We start from the raw sequence: 25,549 nt of genomic DNA on the forward strand, positions 1-25,549 counted from the left end.
TTGCCGCCGGATGAGCCACGCCAGTTTCTGGAAAGCACTCAGCGGCAATTATCACCTGCTGTTGTCTGAAAACCCGCTTTTCCGCGGCAGCAAAATCGTGAACTCCGTGAACGCACCGGGCTCCGTTGCGACGTCGATCGTGCCACCGTGCTGCTTCACCACGATGTCGTGGCTCATCGACAGTCCGAGGCCGGTGCCTTCGCCGGCCGGTTTGGTGGTGAAGAACGGATTGAACATCTTTGCCTTCACGTCATCGGGAATGCCGATGCCGTTGTCGCGGATACGGATCTCGATGGTGTCGCCGCGGTCGCGCGTCGTGGCGGTCACGATCGGCTCGTAGCCGGCGTCGGTCCCCGCCTTCCGCTTGGCCACCGCATAAAATCCGTTCGAGACCAGGTTCAGCAGCACCCGCGTGATCTCCTGCGGAAACAACTCGGCCGAGCCTGCCGCCGGATCAAGCTCGCGCTTGAGCGTCACGTCGAACTGCGGCGTCTCGGCGCGCGCGCCATGATAGGCGAGGTCGAGGCTATCCTCGACCAGCGCATTGATGTCGGCCAACCGATATTCGCCGCCGCCTTCGCGCGAATGCGTCAGCATGTTCTTGACGATGGAATCGGCGCGCTTGCCGTGCTGCACGACCTTTTGCAGATTGTCCTTCAGCATTCCGGTCAGCTCATCGACGTCGCTGCGGAGATCGTTTGCGAGCGGGGCGGGCGCAAGCACCTCGTTCAGCTCGTCCGTGAGCTCGGCGGAGAGCGCGGCGAAATTGTTGACGAAGTTGAGCGGGTTTTTGATCTCGTGCGCGATGCCGGCGGTGAGCTGGCCGAGCGAGGCCAGCTTCTCGGTCTGGATCAGCCGGTCCTGCGCCGCGCGCAAATCGTCGAGCGATTTCGCAAGCTCCCGCGTGCGGTCCTGCACTTCGTTGAACAGGCGCGTGTTCTCGATCGCGATCACGGCCTGGTCGGCAAAGGTCTTGAGCAGGCTGATCGCCTTGTCGGGGAAGGGGCCGGCCTCGGGCCTCGTCACGCCGATGGTGCCGATCGCAACGCCGTCGCGCAGCATCGGGATCACGAGGATGCTGCGATAGCCGCGCGTCCGCGCCAGCTCCCGCATCGCCTCGGTCAGGTCGGCCTCGTTCTGCATGTCGCTGCGGAAGGCGTACTCACCGCTGGTCGCCACCCGGCTGTGAATGCCTGGTGCCGACAGCGGCGCCGGGAACGTGCTGAGCAGCTCTGCATTGCCGGCCTCGTTGTCGGTGGTGAAGGCGGCCAGATGCAGCATGCCGTCGATGACGCGGGTGACGGTGGAGGAATGGCCACCGACCAGCGCCTTGGCGCTGTCGGAGATCGCCTGGAAAACCGGCGTGACGTCGGCGGGCGAGGCCGCGATCACCTTGAGGATATCGGCGGTCGCGGTCTGCCGTTCCAGCGCCTCCCTGGTGGCGTTGAACAGGCTGACATTCTTGACCGCGATCACGGCCTGGTCGGCAAAGATTTGCAACAGCCGCACGTGATGCTCGGCGAACGCGCCGGTCGTCCGCCGCGTGGCGACGATGACGCCTTTGGCCTCGCCCTCGCTCATCAGCGGCGTGAACAGCATGCTGCGAAAGCCGCGGGCGCGCGCGATGTCGCGTGCAGCCGGCTCCAGCTCGGTATCGGGCAACTGCGCCGATTGACCATTGGCCGTGAGTTGGTAGGCCGGAAACTGCGCGAACGGCACCGGGAACCATGCCTGCAGCACGCGATCGCCCTCGGGATCCCCCGGCGTGAAGGCCGCAAGATGTGCAGCGCCGTCGATATAGCGCAGCACGGCGGTGGAGAAGCCGCCGATCAGCCGGTTGGCATTGGCGGCGATGGCGTCGAACACCGGCTGCACGTCGGAGGGCGAAGCCGCCATTACTCTCAAGATGTCGGCCGTGGCGGTCTGGCGTTCCAGCGTCTCGCGCGTCTCGTTGAACAGCCGCGCGTTCTCGATCGCGATCACCGCCTGGTCGGCAAAAGTCTGGAGCAGCTGCACGAGGTCAGGCGCGAACGCGCCGGTCTCGGCGCGGGTGACGCTGATCATGCCGACCGCCGCGCCGCGGTTCATCAGCGGCATGAACAGTACGCTGCGGAAGCCGCGCAGCCGCGCCAGATCGCGATTCAACTCCGGCACGTCACTGGCTTCGCTGTCTGGAAACTGGATCGTCTCGCCGCCGCGAACCAGCCCAAAGGTCGGGAAATCCTCGATCCGCCGCGGGAACGACGCCTGCAGCCCTGCGTCGCCTTCCGGGCTCGTCGGCGTGAACGCCACGAGGTGCAGCTCATCGCCGATGAACTGGAGCACGGTAGCGGAGAAGCCGCCGAGCAGGCGTTTTGAGCTGGACGCGATCGCCGCAAAGACGGGCCGGGCATCGGAGGGAGAGGCGGCGATGGTGCGCAAGATCTCGGCGCTGGCGTTTTGCCGATCGCGCAGCCGCGCGTTCTCGACGGCTGCCGACTGCAATTGCCGCTTGAGCTCGTCGATCCCGGCGACATCGTTGGGAAGGGTGGTCATTCGCATTCCGGCTGAATGCCGCGCCATGCGCGGCACCATCCCGGATTATCACATCTCCTGCGGCCGGAGCCAGTGCCCGGAGTGTCACCTCTCCCCGCTGGGGAGAGGTGACACTCCGGCCGGCTCACGTCCCGGGCCGCGACACCTCGGTCTCCTTGCTGGTGATGAACTCCAGCAGCACGGGAATGCCATCCTGCGTCTTCTGGATGCCGCGCTTGATCGCGGGAATGATGTCCTCAGGCCTTGTCACCCGTTCCCCGTAGCCGCCGAAGGCGCGTGCCATCGCGGAATAGTCGCCGGAAATGTCGGTCGAGCGATATTTCTCCGTCGAGATCGGCATCACCTTCAGTTCGATCGCCATCGAGAAATTGTTGAGCAGGATCGACATGATCGGGATGCGTTCGCGCACTGCGGTCTCGAAATCCATGCCGGTAAAACCAATGGCCGCATCGCCCCAGACATTGATGCAGAGCTTGTCAGGCTTGGCGAGCTTGGCGCCCATCGCGAGGCCAAGGCCATAGCCAAGCTGCGTCGTCTTGCCCCAGCCGAGATAGGAGAGGGGTGTGACCGCCTTCCAGAACGGCGAGAGCTGGTCGCGTGGGCTGCCGGCGTCATGGGTGATGATGGTGTTGTCGATGTCGACGGTGTGTTGCAAGTCCCACAGCACGCGATAGGGGCTCAAGGGCGCATCGTTGCTGGTGAGTTTCGGCATCCATTTCGCCAGCCACTCCTTGTGCGAGGCCGCAATCTCGGCCGCGACCGCGGAAGCATCGCGATCCGCATTGACGGTCTTGCCGATCTCTTCCAGCAGCGCGTCGAGCACGAGACCGGCGTCGCCGACGAGGCCGATCTTGGCTTCGACATCCTTGTTGAGATGATTGGGATCAAGCGTGGAATGGATGATGGTCTTTCCCTTCGGCATTGCGATGCCAAAGCTGGTCTCGGTGAAGGAGCAGCCGATGCCGAAGATGACGTCGGCCTCGGCGAGAAACTTTGGCACCGCGCGCGGCACCGCAAGACCACCCGAGCCGAGCGAGAGCGGATGCGTCTCCGGAAATGACGATTTGCCGCCGAGGCTCGTGGTAACAGGAATGGCCAGCCGTTCCGCAAGCCGCTTCAATTGCGGCCATGCCTGCGCGTAATGCACGCCTTGGCCGGCATAGATCACCGGACGCTTGGCATTGACGAGCAGAGCGGCGGCTTCCTTCACGTGCACGGGGTCGGCGCCGTAGCGGGTCCGCAGCACCGGCGTGTAGTTCAGCGGTTCCGGCACCTCCTCGTTCCACATGTCGGCGGGAATTTCCACGATCACCGGCCCGCCGCGGCCGTTCTTCAACTTGGTGAAAGCGCGTCGAAAAATGTTGGTGACCTCGGCTGCGAGGATGATCGGCTCGGACGATTTCGAAAACGGCTTCATCGCCTCGCTGGAATTGAAGTTCGGCTCGATATGCGCAAGCCGTCGCTGATAGCCCATCGGCAGCACCAGCACGGGCACGGATTCGCCAAAGCACTGCGCGACGCCGCCCATCGCGTTCTCCGCGCCGGGCCCGTGCTGCATGCAGAACGCGCCGATCGTGCGCCCCGACGTAACCCGCGAGATCGCGTCCGCCATGTGCACCCCGACGCGCTCCTGCCGCACCATCACCGGGCGAATCTCGGCCTTCGCCGCGTGCTCGATCAGGTGATTGACGGGATAGCCGCAGAGGATCTCGATCCCCTCGCGCCGCATGATTTCCGCAATGGCGGTGCCGAGCTTCATGGCGTCTCTCTCCTCCGGCAGGGGCCGGTTGGTCCGGCCGATTGGACGAGAGAGGATCAGGAATTTGGGGGATGGTAAAGCTCCGCTTCGCACGCAGAGAGCAGCTATGCAGCGCGAGCGTGCACCCAGACGGGGAGCGGCCTATCCCACCAAGACCAGTGCGAGCAGGCCTGATCCCAGTAATGCAACGCCGGCCACGGTGACGGCCAGAAAGGCAAGCGATGTAAATTCTTCGTGCATGGTCGTTCAACCCGATTTCACCACGCCCCGATCATCACCAGAGTGGCGATGCTCAACAGCGAGCAACAGAGAATAATTGCTGGAGCGACGAAAGCCTGATGCGAACGCATTGTTGCCTCTCCGTACCAAAACGAGTTGCAACGATAGCCCGGCGATGTTTTGCTGTGACTTCGCGACAGCTGGAAAGCGGCTTCAATCTCAAGGTCGATTGTTTCGTCCCGCACGGCTGACGAAGTCTCTTCACGGCTCCGCGAGCGGAAAATTCAACGCTTTCGTGAGGTTGCATGGCGGACAAAACACACCATCGCTGAGCTAGATCAGCCATATGGTGCGCGCATCAGGCCGCCCGGACTTGCCAGCCGCCACAGGCGTTGGTCGGCCCGGCAGCGGCAAACGCACTATTTGCAGTTTTTGCAGATGGTCAATTTACGCCTCAGCGCCTCGTCTTCCTGATCGATCGATGACTGCGCGTCGAGGCCATTTGTATCCCGACTGGAGCCCTTCGCTGCGCGTGATTTCACGGGCGGCGCCATCTGACTCGGTGCGTCATTGTCGTCGGTACTGGCGCTGAAGCCATCATAATCGGCGGCTGGATTTGGCGGCGGAGGAGGTGCGCCAATCACAGGTGGCGAAGGCTCTCTGCCGGCCGCCGGCGGGGTTCTATCGTTTGTCACCACTGCCGGTTCTCCCTTGGGCCTGGCGTTCTTGGCGGCCGCATGCGGCGGCGTTGCATGGGGCGGGGCGAGAGAAACCGGCGGCGTGGCCGAATTCTGGCCTCTCGCGCTGTCCTGCGACCAGGCGCAGACAAAGAAGAGGCTGAGAGCCAGGAGCGTTGTGCGTCTCATCGGCATCCTTCAAATTGCCCTGGTCAATGATTGACAGCATGGCTCCTCGAGCCGCGCAGCGAAGAATATCAGCACCCACGTGACCGTCAAAGTTGACGGAAATGGGGTGCGAGCCTCCATCCGTGCCACGATCCCTTGTGTCGCCCGACGGGCAAAACACGCCAGCGCTGGGTCAATCGGCGGCCGTCAAACTATTCGTATTTACAGAAATTCTGTTTTGCCGTACAAGTCGAAATATCCCGCCCGCCACAAGGGCGTTTCGCGATCGTCACGAGACGGGGCTGGGATGCGGTGGCCGCGACGGCGTCGGCGCGGGAAGTTGGCTGCAGGGCGGGCAACCGTGAGCAGCGCTTCGCGTGGCACGACACGGCGCTGACAGCGTCTTCGCAGGGCTTTCACGGTGAGCGCACGCCAGCCGGGAAGGATGCATGCGAGGATGTGCGCGGACGGAGAAGTCGTGTGGTCCTGGCGCCCGGAGCCTGTGCGTCAAGTCCTGCGGTGATGTGGCGGCCCGATCGGGCACGCACATCAGTGATCTGCATGGCGACGGGGGCAATAGTGCATCGCTCCCCGGAGAGCACGTCATAAGCCGTTCCAACCATCCGCGCAGGGAAGGCCGGGATGCCTCCGGCTGCCCTGTTACCCGCTGTGCAGTGTAGCGCAATCTACTCATGGCATAGCGGTCGATGGGAGCCAGCCGGCTCCCGGCCTTCCCTGCGCCCTCTTTCAATGGAGGGTGAGGCGACCAAGCAAAGCTCGGGCGAAACAGGCCGCGAGAACGCGAAGGTATGTCTGCGAGGCCGTAGGATGGGTAGAGCACTTGCGAAACCCATCATGCTTCAACGCGGAAGAATCTTGATGGGTTTCGCTTCGCTCTACCCATCCTACGGCAGCACGAATGCCTCGTGCTCCGTCATTGCGAGCGAAAGCGAAGCAATCCAGAATCCCTCAGCGGAAGGACTCTGGGATTGCTTCGCGAGGCGTGACACGACGACGAAGTTACTTCGCGGCTGCGCTGATCGAGTTGAACTTGTTGCTGAGGAGGACGCTGCCCGTGTTGGTCACGACCGTGACGATGGCAAGCGCAATGCCGGCGGCGATCAGGCCATACTCGATCGCAGTGGCGCCATTTTCGTCGGCAAGAAAAGACCTGAGCAAAATCATCGCCAACTCCTCATCATCCGGTCCAATGTAGGCGCGCAGCGTTATCAAACTGGTAAAGTGATCGACGGGCATTTGCGCGCGTCAAATATACAAGGCTCGGCCGAACCCTGCCTGCCGTGTCTTAACGTATCAGCCGTTAAACGAAGGTTTCATTATCCAATTCAAATGAGCGGAAGCCGGCCCGCCTCAACTCGTGGTGGTGCGTCCCGGCGCGTCCTTGCGAGCGCGTCCCAGCACGGCCGCGAGACGGCCGACCAGATAGCCCACCACTTCCGGCTGCACGCGCGCTGCACCGTCGGCGATGCGCTCTTCCTCGGTCGTGTCACTCACGATCCCGATGTAGTTCTTTCTGGCGTTCTGCTGCGGCACGAAGGTGCGAACCCTGGCTCGATCGAGGGCCGGATCATGCTGCGCGTAAGGGAAATCGGAGGTTAATTTTGGCTCCCGTAGGAATACCCGGTGCGACACGATGACAATTTGGTGGCGAAATTGCCTCGGCCGCTTAAGGGATTGTTGAGGCTGTTCGTCAACCGATCGGCAAGCATGCCGATCGCGGCTTATCCCTACCGACCGCCCGCGTTCAACGCCCGCAGCATCCCAATGCGCGCGAACATCAGCCAACCGCCGCCGGTCTCCGCCGCGTTGATCAGCATCTCGATCGCGCTCTGCCAGCGCGGCTCCTGCTGCTCGGCTTCGGGCAACTCCATGATGAAGTCGGCGGCCTCTTGCAGCGTGCGCAGCTTGGCGCCGCCGCGCAAGCCGATCGGATCGTCGAACGGCGTCGACCAGGGCATGTCAGGCTGCCCGATCGGTGAGGGGAGACGTCACGGCGCGATCGCGGATGTGACGCTGTCAGCCGGCCTTCTTCGTCCGTGTGGTCGCGCGCACCGGCTTGTCGGCCTTCTTGGGGGCGGCCTCCTTGGCCGCGGCGTCCTTGCCGCCCTTGCCGGAGATCGGCAGCAGCATCTCGCGCTGGCCCTCGACGCATTTCTTCGGCTTCTTGGCCGTCTCCTTGGCGACCTTCGCTGCGGGGCCTGCGTCCTTCTCGCTCGCGAGGCTCTTCTTCAGCGCGTCCATCAAATTGATGACGTTGCCGCCGCTCTTCGGTGTGGACTTGACTGCCATCGGTGCGCCCGAACGCTTCTTGTTGATGAGATCGATCAGCGCGGTCTCGTAATGGTCTTCGAACAGCTCGGGCTCGAACGCGCCGGACTTCTTCTCGACGATATGCTTGGCGAGGTCGAGCATGTCCCTGGTCAGCTTGACGTCCTGGATGTCATCGAAATATTCGCTCTCGCTGCGCACCTCATAGGGGTAGCGCAGCAACGTGCCCATCAGCCCGCTCTCGAGCGGCTCGAGCGCGATGATGTGCTCGCGGTTGGTCAGCACCACGCGGCCGATCGCGACCTTGTCCATGCTGCGGATGGTCTCGCGGATCACCGCATAGGCGTCGTGGCCGACCTTGCCGTCCGGCACGAGATAATAGGGGCGGATCAGATAGCGGTTGTCGATGTCGGTCTTCGGCACGAACTCGTCGATCTCGATCGTATGGGTCGAGTCCAGCGCGATGTCGTCGAGCTCGTCCTTGGTGACCTCGATGTAGGTGTCGGTGTCGACCTTGTAGCCCTTGACGATGTCCTCGGAGGTCACCTCGTCACCAGTCTCGGCGTCGACCTTCAGATACTTGATCCGGTGGCCGGTCTTGCGGTTGATCTGGTTGAACGAGACCTTCTCGGTATCCGACGTGGCCGGATACAGCGCGACCGGGCAGGTCACGAGCGAGAGACGCAGAAAACCCTTCCAATTGGCGCGGGGGGCCATGGGCTACTCCAAACGCAACAGGGACAGACTTATGAGGATACCATCGGGGAACAGCGAATCATACACGGCTCAGTGCGGATTCTTGCAACTGCGTTAACCAGTCGCTGACCCTGCGGTTCTGCCCGATCCCTCGGCAAAACGCCGGAACATCAAATCGGATCAGGCGTTGGCTCAGGACAAATGGCCGTGATGAGGTCGCGGTCATCGGAGGCGACATCCAGGGATTGAGGTCACCATGGCAACCACGCGCGAGGACCGTCAGATCGTCGAAACTGCGACCGAGGCACGCCAGGGCGAACCTGGCCCGTCGGTGGCCGCGCTGCTCGCCATCTCGACCGGGCTTGCGATCCTGATTCTTGCCGTCATCTGGTTCGTGTTCTTCCGGACCTGACGGTTAAATCTACGGGAAGGCCGGGCTTCCGACTCACCCGCTAACGCGGCACATTGCGCCCGCCATGCTACAGGCCTCGTCCGGTGGCATGGCGGGCGCAGTCGCGTCGGGGGCGAACACATCGTATATGACCAAAAAGTAACGCGACCGGTTCCCCGCGTTCATATTCAGTTCACGCCGGAATTGCTCATCTGTTGCGGTGTTCATGCGGCCTATTTCTGGAGAGAAGCGTGCGCCTGCTCGTTGTTGAGGACGACCCCGATCTCAATCGCCAGCTCACCAAGGCGCTGACGGACGCCGGCTATGTCGTCGACCGCGCCTTCGACGGAGAGGAGGGGCACTATCTCGGCGACAACGAGCCGTATGACGCCGTGGTGCTCGATATCGGTCTGCCGAAGAAGGACGGCATCTCGGTGTTGGAGGCCTGGCGCCGCAACGGCCGCACCATGCCGGTCTTGATCCTCACTGCGCGCGACCGCTGGAGCGACAAGGTCCAGGGTTTTGACGCCGGCGCCGACGATTACGTCGCCAAGCCGTTCCATCTGGAGGAGGTGCTGGCGCGGATCCGCGCGCTGCTGCGCCGCTCGACCGGCCATGCCCAGAGCGAACTCAGCTGCGGCCCGGTCACGCTCGACACCCGCACCGGCCGGGTCAGCGTCTCCGGCAATCCGGTCAAGATGACCTCGCACGAATATCGGCTTCTGGCCTACCTGATGCACCATTCGGGGCGCGTCGTGTCGCGCACCGAGCTGGTCGAGCATCTCTACGACCAGGATTTTGACCGGGACTCCAATACGATCGAGGTCTTCGTCGGCCGCATCCGCAAGAAGCTCGACGTCGACATCATCCAGACCGTCCGCGGCCTCGGCTATCTCCTGACCCCGCCGGCCCCGGGCGCCTGAGGGGTCCTTCGAAGCATCTTGGCTTGACGGGCGGCCCGACACGGGCCTTGGTCCGGTCATGACCGCCGACGCCATGCCGCCACCTCGCGCCTCCGGGATCATTCCGATGCCCGCCAGCTCGCTTGCCAACCGACTGTTCCTGTCGGCGACCGCCTGGCTCGTGGTGATCCTGGCCATCACGGGTGTCGTGCTGTCGTCGGTCTACAAGAACGCGAGCGAACGCGCCTTCGATCGCCGGCTCAACCTCTATCTCCGCACCCTGATCGCCGAGGTCGCGACCCCCGACGAGCCGCCGGACCGTCAGTTCCAGTCGCTCGGCGAGCCCCTGTTCGAGCTGCCGCTGTCCGGCTGGTACTGGCAGATCACGCGCACCGACACGGAGAAGCCGGAGGTACGGTCCTCGCGCTCGCTCTGGGACAAGAAGCTGCCGAAGCTGGAAGACCGGGGCACCGAGCTCACCGCAGCCGGCATTCGCCTCGCTTATGTTGACGGGCCGGAAGGGCAGAATTTGCGCATGGTCGAGCGCCCCGTCGATCTCGGCGCCGACGGCAAATATCTGGTCAGCGTCGCCGGCGACGACACCGAGATTTTCGACGAGACGCGGAGCTTTGATTACTATCTCGGCGGCACCTTCACTGCGCTCGGTGTCGTGCTGCTGCTGACCACCGTGTTCCAGGTCCGCTTCGGCCTCGCGCCGCTCAAGCGCATCTCGGAATCGATCGCCGACATCCGATCGGGGCGGGCGGAGCGGCTCGAGGGCGAATTCCCGGTCGAGATCGCGCCGCTGGCACGCGAGACCAACGCGCTGATCGACGCCAATCGCGAGATCGTGGAGCGGGCGCGCACCCATGTCGGCAATCTCGCCCACGCGATCAAGACGCCACTGTCGGTGATCGTCAACGAGGCCGGTTCGCACGCCGCCGATCCGTTCGCGGCCAAGGTGATGGAGCAGGCGGACGTGATGCGTAACCAGCTCGCCCATCATCTGGAACGCGCCCGCATGGCGGCCAGGGTCTCGGTCGTCGGCACCGTGACGGAGGTTGCGCCCGCCATCGAAGCGTTGCGGCGAACCATGGAGAAGATCCACCGCGGCCGCGGCATTGCCGTCGAGGCCAAGGCCGATCCGTCGGCGAAATTCCGCGGCGAGCGGCAGGATCTGGAGGAGATGGTCGGCAACCTCGTCGACAATGCCTGCAAATGGGCGGCGTCGCGCGTCTTCATCGAAGTGTTGGTGGAGGCACCGACCCAGGCCGGCGCAGGCCCCAGGCTGCGGCTCATCGTCGATGACGACGGGCGCGGCCTGTCGGAGGCCGAGCGCGCCCAGGTCTCCCGGCGCGGCCAGCGGCTCGATGAGTCCAAGCCGGGCTCGGGGCTCGGCCTGTCGATCGTGACCGACCTCGCCGCGCTCTATGGCGGGAGCCTTTCGCTCGGCAGCGCACCGATCGGAGGCCTGCGGGCCGAGCTGGTGTTGCCGGGAATATAATCCTCTGATCCTGCACGATTATTTGGGCTTGCGGGTCAAACCGGCGGTATTCGGAGCGACTTCCTCAACGGCTTCTTAAGGCGCGCCCACCTATGATCGTGGGAGGACGCATCCTACGTCCACCATTTTACCGTGCATCACCCGGGCGCATGAGCCAGACATCGATCGAGCGGCTGAGGGAATATCTCGCGCAGCTCCCGCCGCAGGCGCAGGCGCTGCTGATGCGGGAGTTCGAGCGCGCGCTCGAGCGCGGCCAGGACACCGCGGTGGCAACCCTCGTGCTCGAGCAGCTGCGCAAGATCGTGCGCAAGACCGAGGCCGACGAAGCCCCGCCGCCGCGCACCGACGACCTGTCGCGGTTGCTGTTCCAGGTGCTGGAACCGTTCCTGGTCGAGGCCGGTGCCCCAACCAGGGTCGGACAGATCCGCCGCTCCTCGCTACATCCGATCTGGCAATGGCTCGGCCGCGATGGCGCCCCGAACAAGATCAACGAATTCGAGGTGTCGCTGGCGCGCATGCCGACTGCAGATAGTGTGGGGCAGGTCGAGGCGCTGGCGCTGAAGCTTCAGGTCGTAGCCGCGGACGCCATCTTCGAGCTGACGGGGCCAGGCGGCGGCGACAAGTCGCGTGCGCTCGCCCGCGTCGGTCCCCCCAGCGTGATCGAGGACCTCTATTCGATCGGCGCGGTGCTCGGGGTTCGCGAGGCCATCGGCACGCTCAATGAAAAGCTGCCGCGCTTCCTGCGCGCGTTCGGCGATCCCCAGATCGCCTCGGTGACCGCTGCGCTCAACATTCCCGTGCTCCAGACCCCGCAAATGCTGCCATTTGCACTGTCGGTGGTGGTCCAGCGCATGACCGCGCCGTGGCAGATCATTCGCCTCGCCATCAAGATTGCCGCATCCGACGACGAGATCCGCGTCGCGGCAACGCCTTATGGCGTTGCCGTCACGATAGCCCTGCACGACCTGGCCCGCGTAGCCGCCAATCTGCGCATGGACATCAAGCGCGGCCATTTCGAGACCGTCGCCGACAATCTCAAGGCGCTGCATGACGGCGCCCGTGGCCTGCGCACCGAGCTCGACCTGCGCAACGATTCCGCCTGGGGCAAGCAGCTGACCTCGATCCGGGCCGACATCTCGAACGCGCTGCAGTCCGAGATCGACAGCGTTCCCGGCCGCGTCCGCCGCATCCTGCGCCAGCGCCCCGAGAAGGACATTCCGCCGGGCGCGCGGATCGACAGCACCGAAGTCGAGGAAACCGTGGCGCTGATCGATTTCGTCGCAACCTGCCGCAATTATGCCAGCGAGCTCGCGATCAACGAGGTGACGCTGCGTACCTATTCCGACCTCCAGCAATATGTGGAGCGGTCGACCGAGCAGCTGGTGCAGTCGCTGCGCGCCGCCGATCACAAGGTCCGCACCTACCGGCAGCAGCAGGTGCAGGCCGCGATCCGCTTCTGCCAGGTGCTGTTTGGCGACGATTATGCCTCGCTGATGAGCCGCGCCGCAGAGAATGCGGCGACGGGCGAGCGCAAATCGACCCGGGCAAGCTGATCCAAGCGCATCTTTTCGTGATCACAATTTGAGGTTGACGCTGCCGGTTGTGGGCCCTACGGTCCCCGTGCAAGCTTCTGGAATTTCTATTTGTGGGCGCATGAAACCCGTTATCAGCTCCATCGAAATTGAAAACCGCGTCATTGTTGCCAAATATCAAAGGCTAATGGTCGGCGCGAAGATGGTCCTGGTCGAAAAGGCAAGCGGTCGGCAACTGCCTGAGACCGTCACCAGGGTTGCATCGCCCGTTCCCGTCGGGGCGTTGCGGATCAGATTGCCTGAGGCAATCGAGCCGGGAACATACTTCCTGAAGGCCTTCAACGGGCATGGCGAGGATGCGGCTCAAAGCGTGGACTTCGAGATCGGCTAAGCCGTTGGATTTTCACCATTTCGGGACTATGTGCGCTCGCGCCAAATTGACAATTGTCAATTGCCGCATCATCCGGCCGTGGTGTAAAGCCACCTACAGGCGCGGCTCGCGCGCCGCCGGAAGCTTGCCAGATGACGCTATGGTTCGTGTTCGCGCTGATGACGGTCGCGGCGATATTCGCCGTGCTCTGGCCGCTCGGCCGTGGCGCGAGTCCTGACAATCAAGGCAGCGAGGTTGCGGTCTACAAGGATCAACTGGCCGAGATCGAGCGTGATCTCGCGGCAGGACTGATCGCCGCACCGGAGGCCGAGGCGGCGCGCGTCGAGATCAGCCGCAGGCTCCTCGCCGCCGCCGGCAGCGAGTCTGCGCTTTCGCCGACATCCAGTCTGAAATGGCGTCGCGCGGCTGCCGCGCTGGCGCTGGTCGGCCTGCCCCTGGTGGCGGCCGCGATCTACGTTCCGCTCGGCTCGCCGGCGCTTCACGACTTTCCGCTGGCGCAGCGGGAGCGCGGAGCGGGGCAGGGCATGGCGCAGTCGCTGGAGAACCTCGTGGTGCAGGTCCAGCAACATCTGGAAAAAAATCCGACCGACGGCCGCGGCTGGAATGTGCTCGCGCCGGTGCTGGAGCGGCTTGGCCGCTTCGACGAGGCCGTGCGCGCCTATCGCAACTCGATCACCTATAACGGCGAAAGCGCGGAGCGCCGCTCCGATCTCGGCGAGGCGATCACGGCTGCCGCCAGCGGCGTGGTGACGGCGGAAGCCAAAACCGAGCTCGAGCGCGCGCATGCGCTCAACGCCGACGATCCCAAGGCAAACTACTTCCTCGGGCTCGCCGCCGAGCAGGACGGCCGCAAGGATGATGCGGCCAATATCTGGCGCGCGCTGCTGGCGAAAGCACCGGCGGATGCGCCGTGGCGGCCTCTGGTGCAGACCTCGCTCGCGAGGGTCGGCGGTGGCGGCGTGACGATGCCGGCGCTGTCCGACGAGACCATCGCAGCGTCCAAGGAGATGAACGACGGCGATCGCAACGCGATGATCCGCAGCATGGTCGAACGTCTCGCCACGCGCCTCAAGCAGAACGGCGACGATGTCGAGGGTTGGCTGCGTCTGGTGCGCGCCTATCTGGTGATGGGCGATCGCGACAAGGCGCTGGGCGCCTCGACCGACGCCCGCCAGGCGGTCGCCAAAAATTCCGAGCGGCTGCGCCAGCTCAACGAAGGCCTCAAGACTCTCGGACTCGACGGATGACAGTCGCAGCACGAGACGAGCGGAGAACGGATACGCCATGACGCGCAAGCAGCGACGTATGACCATCATCGGCGGCTCGCTCGCCGTGCTCGCGCTCGCAGCCGCGCTGGTGCTCAATGCCTTGCGCGACTCCATCGTGTTCTTCTCGACGCCGACCATGGTGGCCGAAAAGCACGTCCAGCCCGGCAAGCGTTTTCGCCTCGGCGGCCTGGTGCAGCCGGGCTCGCTCCAGCGCGGCGACAATCTCGCGGTGACGTTTGAAGTGGCCGACGGCGGTGCCAAGTTGCCCGTCGCCTACAAGGGCATCCTGCCCGATCTCTTCCGTGAAGGGCAGGGCGTCGTCGCCGAAGGCGCGCTCGATGCCAACGGTGTGTTCAAGGCCGACACCGTGCTCGCCAAGCACGACGAGACCTACATGCCCAAGGATGTTGCCGATGCCCTGAAGAAGCAGGGGCACTGGAAGGACGATTACGGCGCCAAAGCTTCTGGTGACACCAAGCCTTCTGGTAACCCCAAGCCTTCTAGTGACGCAAAGCCTTCGGCGACAACGGCGCAGGGCAATTCGCAGGGAGCGGTGCGGTGATCGCGGAAGCCGGACATTACGCGCTGGTGCTGGCGCTCGCGCTGGCGCTGATCCAGTCCTTCGTGCCGATGATCGGCGCGCGCTTGCGCGATCCCGCGCTGATGAACGTGGCGCGCTCCACCGCGCTGGCCCAGCTCCTGTTCGTCGGCGCGTCGTTCATCGCGCTGGTGACGTTGCACGTGAACTCGGATTTCTCGGTCGCCAATGTCTACGAGAACTCCCACTCCATGAAGCCGTTGATCTACAAGATCACCGGGGTGTGGGGAAACCATGAAGGCTCGATGCTGCTGTGGGTGTCGATCCTGGCACTGTTCGGCGGTCTCGTTGCCGCCTTCGGCAACAATCTGCCGCTGTCGCTGCGCGCGCATGTGCTCGCGGTTCAGGCCTGGATTGCGAGCGCCTTCTATCTCTTCATCCTGATCACCTCGAACCCATTCCTGCGCATCGTCAATCCGCCGATCGAGGGCCGCGATCTCAATCCGGTGCTTCAGGACATCGGTCTCGCCGTGCATCCGCCGATGCTCTATCTCGGCTATGTCGGCTTCTCGATCTCGTTCTCGTTCGCGATCGCGGCGCTGATCGAGGGGCGGATCGATGCAGCCTGGGCGCGCTGGGTGCGGCCGTGGACGCTGGTCGCCTGGATCTTCCTGACGCTCGGGATCGCGATGGGCTCCTACTGGGCCTATTACGAGCTCGGCTGGGGCGGCTGGTGGTTCTGGGACCCGGTCGAGAACGCCTCGCTGATGCCGTGGCTCGCCGGCACGGCGCTGCTGCATTCGGCGCTGGTGATGGAGAAGCGCAACGCGCTGAAGGTCTGGACCATCCTTCTTTCGATCCTGACCTTCTCGCTGTCGCTGCTCGGCACTTTCCTGGTGCGCTCGGGTGTCATCACCTCCGTGCACACCTTCGCCAACGATCCGACCCGCGGCGTGTTCATTCTCCTGATCCTCTGCCTGTTCATCGGCGGCAGCCTGTTGCTGTTCGCGGGACGCGCGACCTCGTTGAAGCAGGGTGGCCTGTTCGCGCCGATCTCGCGCGAGGGCGCTCTGGTGCTGAACAATTTGCTGCTGACGGTGGCCTGCGCGGTCGTGCTGTTCGGAACGCTCTATCCGCTGGCGATGGAAGTGCTGGCCGATTTCAAAATGTCGGTCGGGGCGCCGTTCTACAATCTCACCTTCGCCCCGCTGTTCGCATTGCTGCTGCTCGCGGTACCGTTCGGGCCCATGCTGGCGTGGAAACGAGGCGACCTGCTCGGCGTCACTCAGCGTCTGCTCGCGGCGGGCGTCGCCGGCCTCGTCTTGATCGCCATTGTTTGGGCCTGGACGCGTGGCGGCAGCGCGCTGGCGCCGTTGGCAATCGGGCTTGGCGTCTTCGTCATCGCCGGCGCCGTGACCGATCTGGCCGAACGAACCGGCCTGTTCCGCCTGCCGCTCGCGACGACGCTGCACCGCGCCCGCGGTTTGCCGCGCTCGGCCTGGGGCGCCGCGTTTGCGCATGCCGGTCTCGGCGTTGCCCTTATCGGCATTGTCTGCGAGACCACCTGGAACAGCGAATATATCGCGACCATGAAGCCCAACGACGTTGCGCAGGTCGCCGGATATGATCTGAAGCTCGACGGTCTGCTCGAGCGGCAGGGGCCGAACTACCGCGAGATGATTGCCCAGTTCAACGTCAGTGGGGGCGGCGAAGCGCTCAGCGTCATGACGCCGTCGAAGCGCAGCTTCACCACGCGCGGCTCCTCCACCACCGAGGCTGCGCTGCTGACCCGCGGCGCGAGTCAGCTCTACATCTCGCTCGGCGATGTTACCGCCGAAGGCGCGATCGCCGTGCGCATCTATCACAAGCCGTTGGTGCTCATGATCTGGTGGGGCCCTGTGCTGATGGCGTTCGGCGGCGTGCTGTCGCTGTCCGACCGGCGCCTGCGGGTCGGTGCGCCGAAGCCGGCGCGGACCAAGCAACGCCTGCAACCTGCGGAGTGACGCGATGCGCCGGAGAATGTCCGCGATCGTCGCGCTGGTGCTGCTGGCCATGCCGGCGGTGCATGCCGTGCAGCCCGACGAGATCATGTCGGATCCCGCGAGGGAGGCGCGCGCGCGCGACCTGTCGCGCGAGCTGCGCTGCATGGTCTGCCAGAACCAGTCGATCGACGATTCCGATGCCCCACTCGCGCGCGATCTGCGGCTTCTCGTGCGCGAGCGGATCGCGGCCGGCGACAGCAACTCTCAGGTGCTCGACTTCCTGGTCGCGCGCTACGGCGAGTTCGTGCTGCTGAAGCCGCGCTTCGAACGGCAGACCATGCTGCTGTGGCTGCTCGCGCCGCTGCTGCTGGCCGGCGGTGGCTTTGCGCTGTGGCGGCAAAACCGACGCCGCGCGCAGGTCGGTGCAGATGTACCGCTGCCGCCGCTCACGCCCGACGAACAGACGCGGCTCGCCGCGTTGATGTCAGACGATGCGACATCTCGCTAGAGCCGCGCGGCGCCTGTCGCCGGAACCTTGTTAAGTTCCTGTACGATTGCGACTTTTGGCCTGCGTTAAACTGCCGCATCGCGGAGCATCCTTCATTACAAAAGTTTAACCCCGCAGCCAGCGCGCGGTAAGGCGCAAGTCCCCATGTTCAGGTTCGCAAGGTGCCGCCATCTGGCACCAAATGGATTTCAAGGCCCTGGAGACCTCTGCATGACCGACCGTCCCGATCTCACGAACCTTCCGTCCTACCGGCAACCGCGCCGGTCGGTATTTTCCGCCCGCAGGATCGCACTGATGGCCTCGGTCGTCGCCGGTCTCGGCATCGCCGTCCACGGCTTCAGCCCGTCGACGTCGCCCGCCAACCTGTTCTCCAGCCCGGCGCACGCGCAGGTCAACAACGAGGTCAAGAAGGTCGAACGTCCGATCGGCTTCGCCGACATCGTCGAGCGGGTGAAGCCCTCGGTGATCTCGGTGAAGGTCAACATCAAGGAGAAGACCGCGAGCAACGACGACGGCGATGATTCCGCCTCGCCGTTCCAGCCGGGCTCGCCGATGGAGCGTTTCTTCCGCCGCTTCGGCGGCCCGGATGGCATCCCGGGCCTGAAGGGCGGTCGTGGCCGCGTGGTTCAGGGCCAGGGCTCCGGCTTCTTCATCTCGGCTGACGGCTTTGCCGTGACCAACAACCACGTGGTCGACAGCGCCGACAAGGTCGAGGTCACCACCGACGACGGCAAGACCTACACCGCCAAGGTGATCGGCACCGACCAGCGCACCGATCTCGCTCTGATCAAGGTCGAGGGTGGTTCGAACTTCCCGTTTGCCAAGCTTGCCGACGGCAAGCCGCGGATCGGCGACTGGGTGCTCGCGGTCGGCAACCCCTTTGGTCTCGGCGGCACCGTGACCGCGGGCATCGTCTCGGCCAGCGGTCGGGACATTGGCAACGGCCCGTATGACGATTTCATCCAGATCGACGCGCCAGTGAACAAGGGCAATTCCGGCGGTCCGGCCTTCAACACCGACGGCGAGGTGATGGGCGTCAACACCGCGATCTATTCGCCCTCCGGCGGTAGCGTCGGCATCGCGTTCTCGATCCCCGCCAACACCGTGAAGAGCGTGGTCGCCCAGCTCAAGGACAAGGGTTCGGTCAGCCGCGGCTGGATCGGCGTGCAGATCCAGCCGGTGACATCAGACATCGCCGACAGCCTCGGCATGAAGAAGGCCGAAGGCGCGCTGGTGGCGGAGCCCCAGGCGAACGGTCCGGCCGCCAAGGCCGGCATCGAGTCCGGCGACGTCATCACGTCGGTCAACGGCGAATCCGTCAGGGATGCCCGCGAACTCGCCCGCACCATCGGCGGCATGGCGCCCGGCGCCACCGTGAAGCTCAACGTGCTGCACAAGGGCCAGGACAAGGTCGTGAACCTGACCCTCGGCCAGCTCCCGAACACGGTCGAGGCCAAGGCCGACGTCGATAACGACAGCGGCAAGGGCGCCAGCAAGGGCACCGACGTGCCGAAGCTCGGCATGACGGTTGCGCCCGCCAACTCCGTGGCCGGCGCCGGCAAGGACGGCGTCGTGGTCACTGAGGTCGATCCGAAGAGCGCCGCGGCCGAGCGCGGCTTCAAGGAAGGCGATGTGATTCTCGAAGTCGGCGGCAAGAGCGTGAGCACCGCTGGCGACGTCCGCGACGCCATCAACACGGCGCGGACCGACAACAAGAACAGCGTCCTGATGCGGGTGAAGAGCGGCGGTCAGTCGCGCTTCGTCGCAGTGCCCATCGCCAAGGGCTGACAAGGGCCAGGCCTCAGGAGGCTTACGAGATGAAGTGTGTCGCCGGCATCAGTCGCCCCCGCCGTCGGCACTCTTCCGGGGAGCAGCGCAACGCTTGCTCCCCATTCCTACCTTCCGGTGGAATACGCCCCCCTCCGTCGGAAGGCCTAGGGCGGTGAGGTCCCCCCAGCTTCACCGCCCGCCTTTTTGCCTACCCAAGTCTCGTTCGCTTGGCTTGCATGCGATCGCCGCTCGCGCCATGTTTTAGAGAAGGTTGACCTCCTTGACCGCCGCCGAACGCACGATGCGCCTCCTCATCATCGAAGACGACCGCGAATCCGCCGACTATCTCGTGAAGGCGTTTCGCGAGGTCGGACACATTGCCGACCTGGCCGGTGACGGCGAGGAGGGCCTCGCCATGGCCGAGAACGGCGATTACGACGTGCTGGTGGTCGACCGTATGCTGCCCAAGCGCGACGGGCTGTCGCTGATCGGCTCGTTGCGCGACAAGGGCGACTCGACGCCGGTGCTGATTCTTTCCGCGCTCGGGCAGGTCGATGACCGCATCAAGGGCCTGCGCGCCGGCGGCGACGACTATCTGCCAAAGCCGTATTCCTTCGCCGAGCTGCTCGCCCGCGTCGAGGTGCTGTCGCGCCGTCGCGGTGGCCCGGCTGAAGATACGCTCTATCGCGTGGGCGACCTCGAGCTCGACCGGCTCTCCCACCGCGTTGCCCGCGGCAAGGATGAGCTGACGCTGCAGCCGCGCGAATTCCGCCTGCTCGAATATTTGATGAAGCACGCCGGCCAGGTGGTGACGCGCACGATGCTGCTGGAGAACGTCTGGGACTATCATTTCGATCCGCAGACCAACGTGATCGACGTGCACATTTCGCGGCTGCGCTCCAAGATCGACAAGGGATTCGAGCGGCCGCTGCTGCACACGATCCGCGGCGCTGGGTACATGATCCGTGACGGCATTCGGTAAACTCGTCCGCACCACGGCATTCCGGCTGACGCTGGTCTACCTGTTCCTGTTTGCGATTTTCGCGGCCTCGCTGCTCGGCTATTTCGCCTGGAACACGCGGCGTTTGATCACCGAAGAGATCACGCAGACGGTGAATGCCGAGACCTCGGAGATCAACGAGATCTACGGCCGCCGCGGCCTGTTCGGCCTCGTGCGCTCGATCGGGTATCGGGCGCTGCGGCCGGGCGCCAATCTCTACCTCGTGACCACGCCGACCGGGCAGGCGGTCGCCGGCAATGTCGGCTCGCTGGCGCCGGGCGTGATGGCGACGCGCGGCTGGTCGGAGACCGCCTACCGGCGCATCGAGGACGCGGATGACCGCGACCATCGCGCGCTGGTGCGCGTCACCGAACTCGAGAACGGTTTCCGCCTCCTGATCGGCCGCGACCTCGCCGAGCGGCGGCGCTTGTTCAGTATCGTCGCCAAGGCCGCGCAATGGTCGATCCTGATCGTGGTGGTGCTCGGCCTCGGTGGCGGCGTCTTCGTCGCGCGCAGGGTGCTGACGCGCATCGATGCCATGACCGGCACGGCCCAGCGCATCATGACCGGCGATCTCAGCGGGCGCCTGCCGGTGGGACGCAGCGGCGACGAGCTCGACCGCCTCGCCGAAAACCTCAACGCCATGCTGGAGCGGATCGAGGCGCTGATGGAGGGGCTCAAGGAAGTCTCCGACAACATCGCCCACGATCTCAAGACGCCGCTGACGCGTTTGCGTAACCGCGCCGAGGAGGCGCTGGCGAAGTCGGGTTGCGAGGCCGACTATCGTGCCGCGCTGGAACGGACTATCGAGGAATCCGACGGGCTGATCCGCACCTTCAACGCGCTGCTGATGATCGCGCGCGCGGAGTCCGGCCAGGCGCGCGGCAACATGGATGATTTCGACGCGGCCGATGTCGCCAACGGCATTCAGGAGCTCTACGAGCCGCTGGCCGAAGACGACGGCATGTCGTTGAAGGTGAAGACCCAGACGGCGCCCATTCACGGCAATCGCGAATTGATCAGCCAGGCGCTCGCCAATCTCGTCGAGAACGCGATCAAATACGGCAAGCCGGCCGCGCAGTCGGCGGGAACCGTGGTCAGCATGGACGCCCGTCAGATCACGATCGAGGCAAAGCGCGAAGGCGACCAGGTGCTGCTCAGCGTCACCGATCGCGGCCCCGGAATCCCCGAGGCCGATCGCAAGCACGTTGTGGAGCGATTCGTCCGGCTGGAGGCGAGCCGCACCATGCCGGGCTCCGGCCTCGGCCTCAGCCTCGCGTCTGCCGTTGCCACATTGCATGGTGGCGAATTGCGGCTGGGTGATGCCCAGCCCGGTCTCGTCGCCACGCTGCTGCTGCCTGCACGCGCCGGGGCCGGCGACAGGGTTGCTCCTCCAATACCGGATGTGTCACAGAAGGTGGCATGAACCACTCCGCGCCGGGAAACGCGGACAAGCATGGTGAGAGCCTGGCCGCGCGCTTCGCGGAGGCTTCCCATATTGCCGCTTCCACCACCGACGAACGACGTTTTGACAACTGGCTGGCCGAGCTCGAGCCGGCACAGTCGGCTCGTCTGGAAGCCTTGCTGGTCCATCCTTTCGCCCGAAACATTCTCGCCGGGATCGCGGAATTCTCGCCTTATTTGTTCGATCTGGTGCGCACCGATCCGCTGCGCCTGATCCGGTTGCTCGAATGCGAACCGGATGCGCATCTCACTGCGCTGATCGCGGAGGCGAGGGGCGCGGTGCTCGCCGCGCCCGACGAGGCGGAGGTGATGCGACTGCTTCGCCGCATGAAGGCGGAGGCGGCGCTCCTGATCGCGCTGTGCGACATCGGCGGGGTCTGGCCGGTGATGCGGGTGACAGCCGCGCTGACCGACCTCGCGGTGTCCTCGGTGCAGGCGGCGCTGCAGTACCTACTGCGGCAGGAAGCCGCACGTGGAAAAATCCTTCCAGCCGATCCCGAGGCGCCTGAGGAAGGCTCCGGCCTGATCGTGCTCGCCATGGGCAAGATGGGCGCGGGCGAACTGAACTATTCCAGCGACATCGATCTGATCGTGTTCTTCGATCCCGATGCCACGACCCTCGCCCGCGACATCGAGCCGCAGCCGTTCTTCGTCGGGGTGACGCAAGGCATGGCGCGCATCCTTCAGCAGCGCACCTATGACGGGTACGTCTTCCGCGTCGACCTGCGGCTGCGTCCCGACCCGTCCTCGACGCAGGTGGCGATCTCGCGGGACGCCGCGCTGCATTACTACGAGCGGGAAGGCCGCACCTGGGAGCGCGCCGCGATGATCAAGGCACGTGCCTGCGCCGGCGACGCCAGGGCAGGCGAGGCGCTGCTGGCTGAAATCGCTCCCTTCGTCTGGCGCAAGCACCTCGACTTCGCCGCGCTTGCCGACGTCCACGACATGAAGCGGCAAATGCAGACCTATCGCGGCCAGAGTGAGATCTCGGTCGAGGGCCACAACGTCAAGGTTGGCCGTGGCGGCATCCGCGAGATCGAATTCTTCGCTCAGACGCAGCAATTGATCGCTGGTGGCCGCCACCCCGAATTGCGGGTGCGGCCGACGCTCGCAGCGCTCAACATCCTTGCTTCCAGCAACTGGATCACCTCCGCTGCCCGCGACGAGCTGACTACGGCGTATGAATTCCTGCGCCGGGTCGAGCACCGTCTCCAGATGATCGCCGACGAGCAGACCCATGCGCTGCCCGAAGACAAGGAGGCGGTCGAACGCTTCGCCTGGTTCTTCGGTTATGACAGCCGCGAGACCTTCGCGCGCGACCTGCTGCGCCAGCTCGAGATCGTGCAGGGCCACTACGAAAAACTGTTCGAAGGCGATGATCCGACCGGCACGGCAAGCCTGCCCGCGCTCGACTATAGTGCGGGTCCCGACGATCCACGCCTGCTCCAACACCTGACGACGCTCGGCTTCAAGAAGCCCGCCGCCGTGGCGCAGACCGTCCGCGACTGGCTCACCGGAGACTACCGCGTCTTCCGCAACGATCAGACGCGAAACGCCTTCGTCGAGTTCGTGCCGGCCCTCATCGACGGCCTCGCGCATGCCGAGGGACCGGACCGTGCCGTCGTCGCGTTCGACCAATTCCTCCAGGCGCTCCAGCGTGGCGGCCGGCTGATCACGCTGCTCGGCCAGAACCGCGATCTCGTTGCGCTCGTTGCGCTCGTGCTGGGCGCTGCGCCCCGGCTAGGCGAGATGCTGGCGCGGCAGCCGCAGCTGATGGACGGCCTGATCGATCCACGCTTCTTCGGCGCGATGCCGGACAAGCAGGAATTATCGACGCGGCTTGCAGCTACGGTGCAGGACGCGGGCTCCTACGAGGAGTTTCTGGACCGCCTGCGCCTGTTCGGGCAGGAGAGCCTGTTCCTGATCGGCACCCGCATCCTCTCCGGCACCGTCTCGGCGCAGCAGGCGAGCACGGCCTTTGCCGACGTGGCTGAAGGCATCGTCCACACCGTTCACGGCCTCGTCGCCGATCGCTTCGCCGACCAGCACGGTAGGATCAAGGGGCAGGAGACTGCCATCATCGCGATGGGCCGGCTCGGCAGCCGCGAGATGACGGCGTCCTCGGATCTCGATCTGATCCTGCTCTATGATTTCGACAGCGACAACCCGGACTCCGACGGCCAGAAGTCACTCCAGGGCGCCCATTACTTTGCCCGCTTCACCCAGCGCCTGATCAGCGCCTTCACGACCCGCACCAATTATGGCGTGCTCTACGAGATCGATATGCGGCTGCGTCCTTCGGGACGGGCCGGTCCGGTGGCATCGAGCCTCGTCTCCTTTGCGGACTATCAGGCCAACGAGGCCTGGACCTGGGAGCACATGGCGTTGACGCGCGCGCGCGTGGTGTCGGCGTCGCCCGAATTCACCGCGCGGATCGAGCAGATCATCCGCGGGGTCCTGACCCGCCGTCGCGACCCCTCGATCACCGCCAACGACGTCGCCGACATGCGCCGCGCGATCGCGCAGGAGAAGGGCGAGACCGATTATTGGGACCTGAAATATGCCTCCGGCGGCGTGGTCGATATCGACTTCATCGCGCAATATCTCCAGCTCGTGCATGCCCATGACAAGCCGGATATTCTCGATGTCAGCACGGTGCAGGTGCTGGAGAATGCCGCGAGACTCGGCGTGCTGCCGCAATCAGAGGTGGAGATCCTGCGCGCCGCAGCGCGGCTCTATCACGATCTGACGCAGATCCTGCGGCTCTGCGTCAGCGACAGCTTCAGGCCGGAAACGGCGGGCACCGATCTTCAGCGTGTGATGGCGCGCGCCGGCGATGCTCCGGATTTCTCGTCACTGGAGGCGCGCGTGAAAGAGACGCAGGGCGAGGTGCGGCGCGTGTTCAGTGCGCTTCTGGAAGGGAAGTCGTCTGCTTGAGCGAGGTCAGGGCCTCGAGCACGTTCGGCTCGAGCCCCGTGCCGCCGGCTTCGAGATGCGCGAAGATTGCGCGCTTCATCCGGGGATCCCAGAACTTCCTGATATGGTCGGCGATCCCGGGCACGGCCTTGTTGTGGCCCTGACTGCGGAAGAACGTACCGATCTGGTTGGCCATGTAGACGAGGCGGTCAGGCGACGACATCGACAATCTCCGAAGCACGATGAGCCGTGACGCGGCCCTGGTGCGTGAACACTTCAAACCCGTCGCTGCGGGCAATTGCAATCAGCGTGATACCGGCCGCAGCGGCGGTGCGTACTGCAAGCGCGGTGGGCGCGGAGACAGCGACCAGGACAGGCGCGCCGAAGACGGCTGTCTTCTGCACCATCTCGACCGAGACCCGGCTCGTCAGCAGCACCATGCCCATGCTCGCATCCGTCCGGCTGCGCGCCAGCGCTCCTGCGAGCTTGTCGAGCGCGTTATGACGGCCGACGTCTTCGCGCAAGGCGGCAATGCCACTCGATGGCGACCAGAAGGCCGCGGCGTGGACCGCGCGGGTCTGCATGTTGATCGATTGCAGGGGGGCGATCGCCTGCATCGCCGTCATGATCTGCTGCGGTGTGAAGGTCTGGCCTTGCGGCACGACGGCGGCGGGCCGCACGGCCTCCGCAATCGAGTCGATTCCGCAGATGCCGCAGCCAGTGGGACCTGCGATGTGACGGCGGCGCTCGCTGATGCGCGCAGCTCCCTCCGACTCGAGCCACATGCGCAGCTCGATGCCGTCGTCGAGGCGGACCACATCGAGCGACTTGATGTCGTTGACCGATTGGATGATGCCCTCGTCCAGGCTGAAGCCGACCGCAAAATCCTCGAGGTTCTGCGGCGTCCCCATCATGACGGCGTAGGTGCCGCCATTATAGGTCAGCGCCAGCGGCGTCTCCTCGGGGATCAGCCGCGTCCCTTCGGACGCAACACCGTCGCGCCAGATCTCGCGGTCGATGGCCTGGACCGGCACGTGCAT

At 64.8% G+C, this 25,549-nt stretch carries 21 protein-coding genes; 13 read left to right on the forward strand and 8 right to left on the reverse strand.

The window, feature by feature from the left end:
- Positions 1-51: 51 nt before the first annotated feature.
- The 6 genes from YUA_RS0113115 to YUA_RS0113145 form a co-directional block, all read right to left on the reverse strand.
- Positions 52-2,535 carry a GAF domain-containing protein gene (locus tag YUA_RS0113115; protein ID WP_027531109.1) on the reverse strand — a complete coding sequence of 828 codons (2,484 nt, stop codon included), beginning with the start codon at positions 2,533-2,535 and terminating at the stop codon, positions 52-54.
- A 124-nt stretch (positions 2,536-2,659) separates the two neighbouring features.
- Positions 2,660-4,315, reverse strand: a complete 1,656-nt coding sequence (locus YUA_RS0113120) for a thiamine pyrophosphate-requiring protein (protein WP_256375365.1) — start codon at positions 4,313-4,315, stop codon at positions 2,660-2,662.
- A gap of 2,063 nt (positions 4,316-6,378) precedes the next feature.
- Positions 6,379-6,543: a Flp family type IVb pilin gene (locus YUA_RS0113130; protein WP_027531112.1), complete on the reverse strand. Its 165-nt coding sequence runs from the start codon at positions 6,541-6,543 to the stop codon at positions 6,379-6,381.
- 186 nt (positions 6,544-6,729) lie between these two features.
- On the reverse strand, positions 6,730-6,873 hold the full coding sequence (locus YUA_RS0113135; RefSeq protein ID WP_245285158.1) for a hypothetical protein: 144 nt from the start codon (positions 6,871-6,873) through the stop codon (positions 6,730-6,732).
- Positions 6,874-7,106: 233 nt separating this feature from the next.
- Positions 7,107-7,337, reverse strand: a complete 231-nt coding sequence (locus YUA_RS0113140) for a hypothetical protein (protein WP_027531114.1) — start codon at positions 7,335-7,337, stop codon at positions 7,107-7,109.
- 58 nt (positions 7,338-7,395) lie between these two features.
- On the reverse strand, positions 7,396-8,364 hold the full coding sequence (locus YUA_RS0113145) for a Ku protein (RefSeq protein ID WP_027531115.1): 969 nt from the start codon (positions 8,362-8,364) through the stop codon (positions 7,396-7,398).
- A gap of 235 nt (positions 8,365-8,599) precedes the next feature.
- On the opposite strand from YUA_RS0113145, the gene YUA_RS50995 reads away from it, so the two are divergent.
- The 13 genes from YUA_RS50995 (at position 8,600) to YUA_RS0113215 (ending at position 24,530) form a co-directional block, all read left to right on the forward strand.
- Entirely contained in the window at positions 8,600-8,755 is a 156-nt protein-coding gene (locus YUA_RS50995) for a hypothetical protein (RefSeq protein WP_177248457.1), read from the forward strand.
- Positions 8,756-8,985: 230 nt separating this feature from the next.
- A complete protein-coding gene (locus YUA_RS0113160; RefSeq protein WP_027531116.1) occupies positions 8,986-9,657 on the forward strand; it encodes a response regulator transcription factor in 672 nt (223 codons plus the stop codon).
- A gap of 106 nt (positions 9,658-9,763) precedes the next feature.
- Positions 9,764-11,140: a sensor histidine kinase gene (locus YUA_RS0113165; protein WP_027531117.1), complete on the forward strand. Its 1,377-nt coding sequence runs from the start codon at positions 9,764-9,766 to the stop codon at positions 11,138-11,140.
- Positions 11,141-11,289: 149 nt separating this feature from the next.
- Complete coding sequence (locus YUA_RS0113170; RefSeq protein ID WP_027531118.1) at positions 11,290-12,693, forward strand: hypothetical protein; 1,404 nt, start codon at positions 11,290-11,292, stop codon at positions 12,691-12,693.
- Positions 12,694-12,793: 100 nt separating this feature from the next.
- A complete protein-coding gene (locus YUA_RS0113175) occupies positions 12,794-13,063 on the forward strand; it encodes a hypothetical protein (protein WP_027531119.1) in 270 nt (89 codons plus the stop codon).
- A gap of 131 nt (positions 13,064-13,194) precedes the next feature.
- Positions 13,195-14,310, forward strand: coding sequence for a c-type cytochrome biogenesis protein CcmI (gene ccmI, locus YUA_RS0113180; RefSeq protein WP_027531120.1), 1,116 nt, complete (start codon positions 13,195-13,197; stop codon positions 14,308-14,310).
- A gap of 37 nt (positions 14,311-14,347) precedes the next feature.
- Positions 14,348-14,893 carry a cytochrome c maturation protein CcmE gene (ccmE, locus tag YUA_RS0113185; RefSeq protein ID WP_027531121.1) on the forward strand — a complete coding sequence of 182 codons (546 nt, stop codon included), beginning with the start codon at positions 14,348-14,350 and terminating at the stop codon, positions 14,891-14,893.
- Positions 14,890-16,872, forward strand: coding sequence for a heme lyase CcmF/NrfE family subunit (locus tag YUA_RS0113190; protein WP_027531122.1), 1,983 nt, complete (start codon positions 14,890-14,892; stop codon positions 16,870-16,872). Before ccmE ends, YUA_RS0113190 begins: the two co-directional genes overlap by 4 nt.
- Positions 16,873-16,876: 4 nt before the next feature.
- Positions 16,877-17,359: a cytochrome c-type biogenesis protein gene (locus tag YUA_RS0113195; protein ID WP_027531123.1), complete on the forward strand. Its 483-nt coding sequence runs from the start codon at positions 16,877-16,879 to the stop codon at positions 17,357-17,359.
- A 210-nt stretch (positions 17,360-17,569) separates the two neighbouring features.
- Positions 17,570-19,147: a Do family serine endopeptidase gene (locus YUA_RS0113200; protein WP_027531124.1), complete on the forward strand. Its 1,578-nt coding sequence runs from the start codon at positions 17,570-17,572 to the stop codon at positions 19,145-19,147.
- A 283-nt stretch (positions 19,148-19,430) separates the two neighbouring features.
- On the forward strand, positions 19,431-20,111 hold the full coding sequence (locus YUA_RS0113205) for a response regulator transcription factor (RefSeq protein WP_035970992.1): 681 nt from the start codon (positions 19,431-19,433) through the stop codon (positions 20,109-20,111).
- Positions 20,095-21,555, forward strand: a complete 1,461-nt coding sequence (locus tag YUA_RS0113210) for an ATP-binding protein (RefSeq protein ID WP_027531126.1) — start codon at positions 20,095-20,097, stop codon at positions 21,553-21,555. The genes YUA_RS0113205 and YUA_RS0113210 overlap by 17 nt, the downstream gene beginning before the upstream one ends.
- Complete coding sequence (locus YUA_RS0113215) at positions 21,552-24,530, forward strand: bifunctional [glutamine synthetase] adenylyltransferase/[glutamine synthetase]-adenylyl-L-tyrosine phosphorylase (protein ID WP_027531127.1); 2,979 nt, start codon at positions 21,552-21,554, stop codon at positions 24,528-24,530. Before YUA_RS0113210 ends, YUA_RS0113215 begins: the two co-directional genes overlap by 4 nt.
- Here YUA_RS0113215 and YUA_RS0113220 read toward each other — a convergent pair.
- Together YUA_RS0113220 and fdhD are read right to left on the reverse strand one after the other, a co-directional pair.
- On the reverse strand, positions 24,496-24,732 hold the full coding sequence (locus YUA_RS0113220; protein WP_027531128.1) for a formate dehydrogenase subunit delta: 237 nt from the start codon (positions 24,730-24,732) through the stop codon (positions 24,496-24,498). The two genes, YUA_RS0113215 and YUA_RS0113220, sit on opposite strands and share 35 nt — an antisense overlap.
- A complete protein-coding gene (gene fdhD / locus YUA_RS0113225) occupies positions 24,719-25,549 on the reverse strand; it encodes a formate dehydrogenase accessory sulfurtransferase FdhD (protein WP_027531129.1) in 831 nt (276 codons plus the stop codon). Before fdhD ends, YUA_RS0113220 begins: the two co-directional genes overlap by 14 nt.

Origin of the sequence: Bradyrhizobium sp. WSM3983 (assembly GCF_000473045.1) — a bacterium.
In the GTDB taxonomy this organism is placed as follows: Bacteria; Pseudomonadota; Alphaproteobacteria; order Rhizobiales; family Xanthobacteraceae; genus Bradyrhizobium.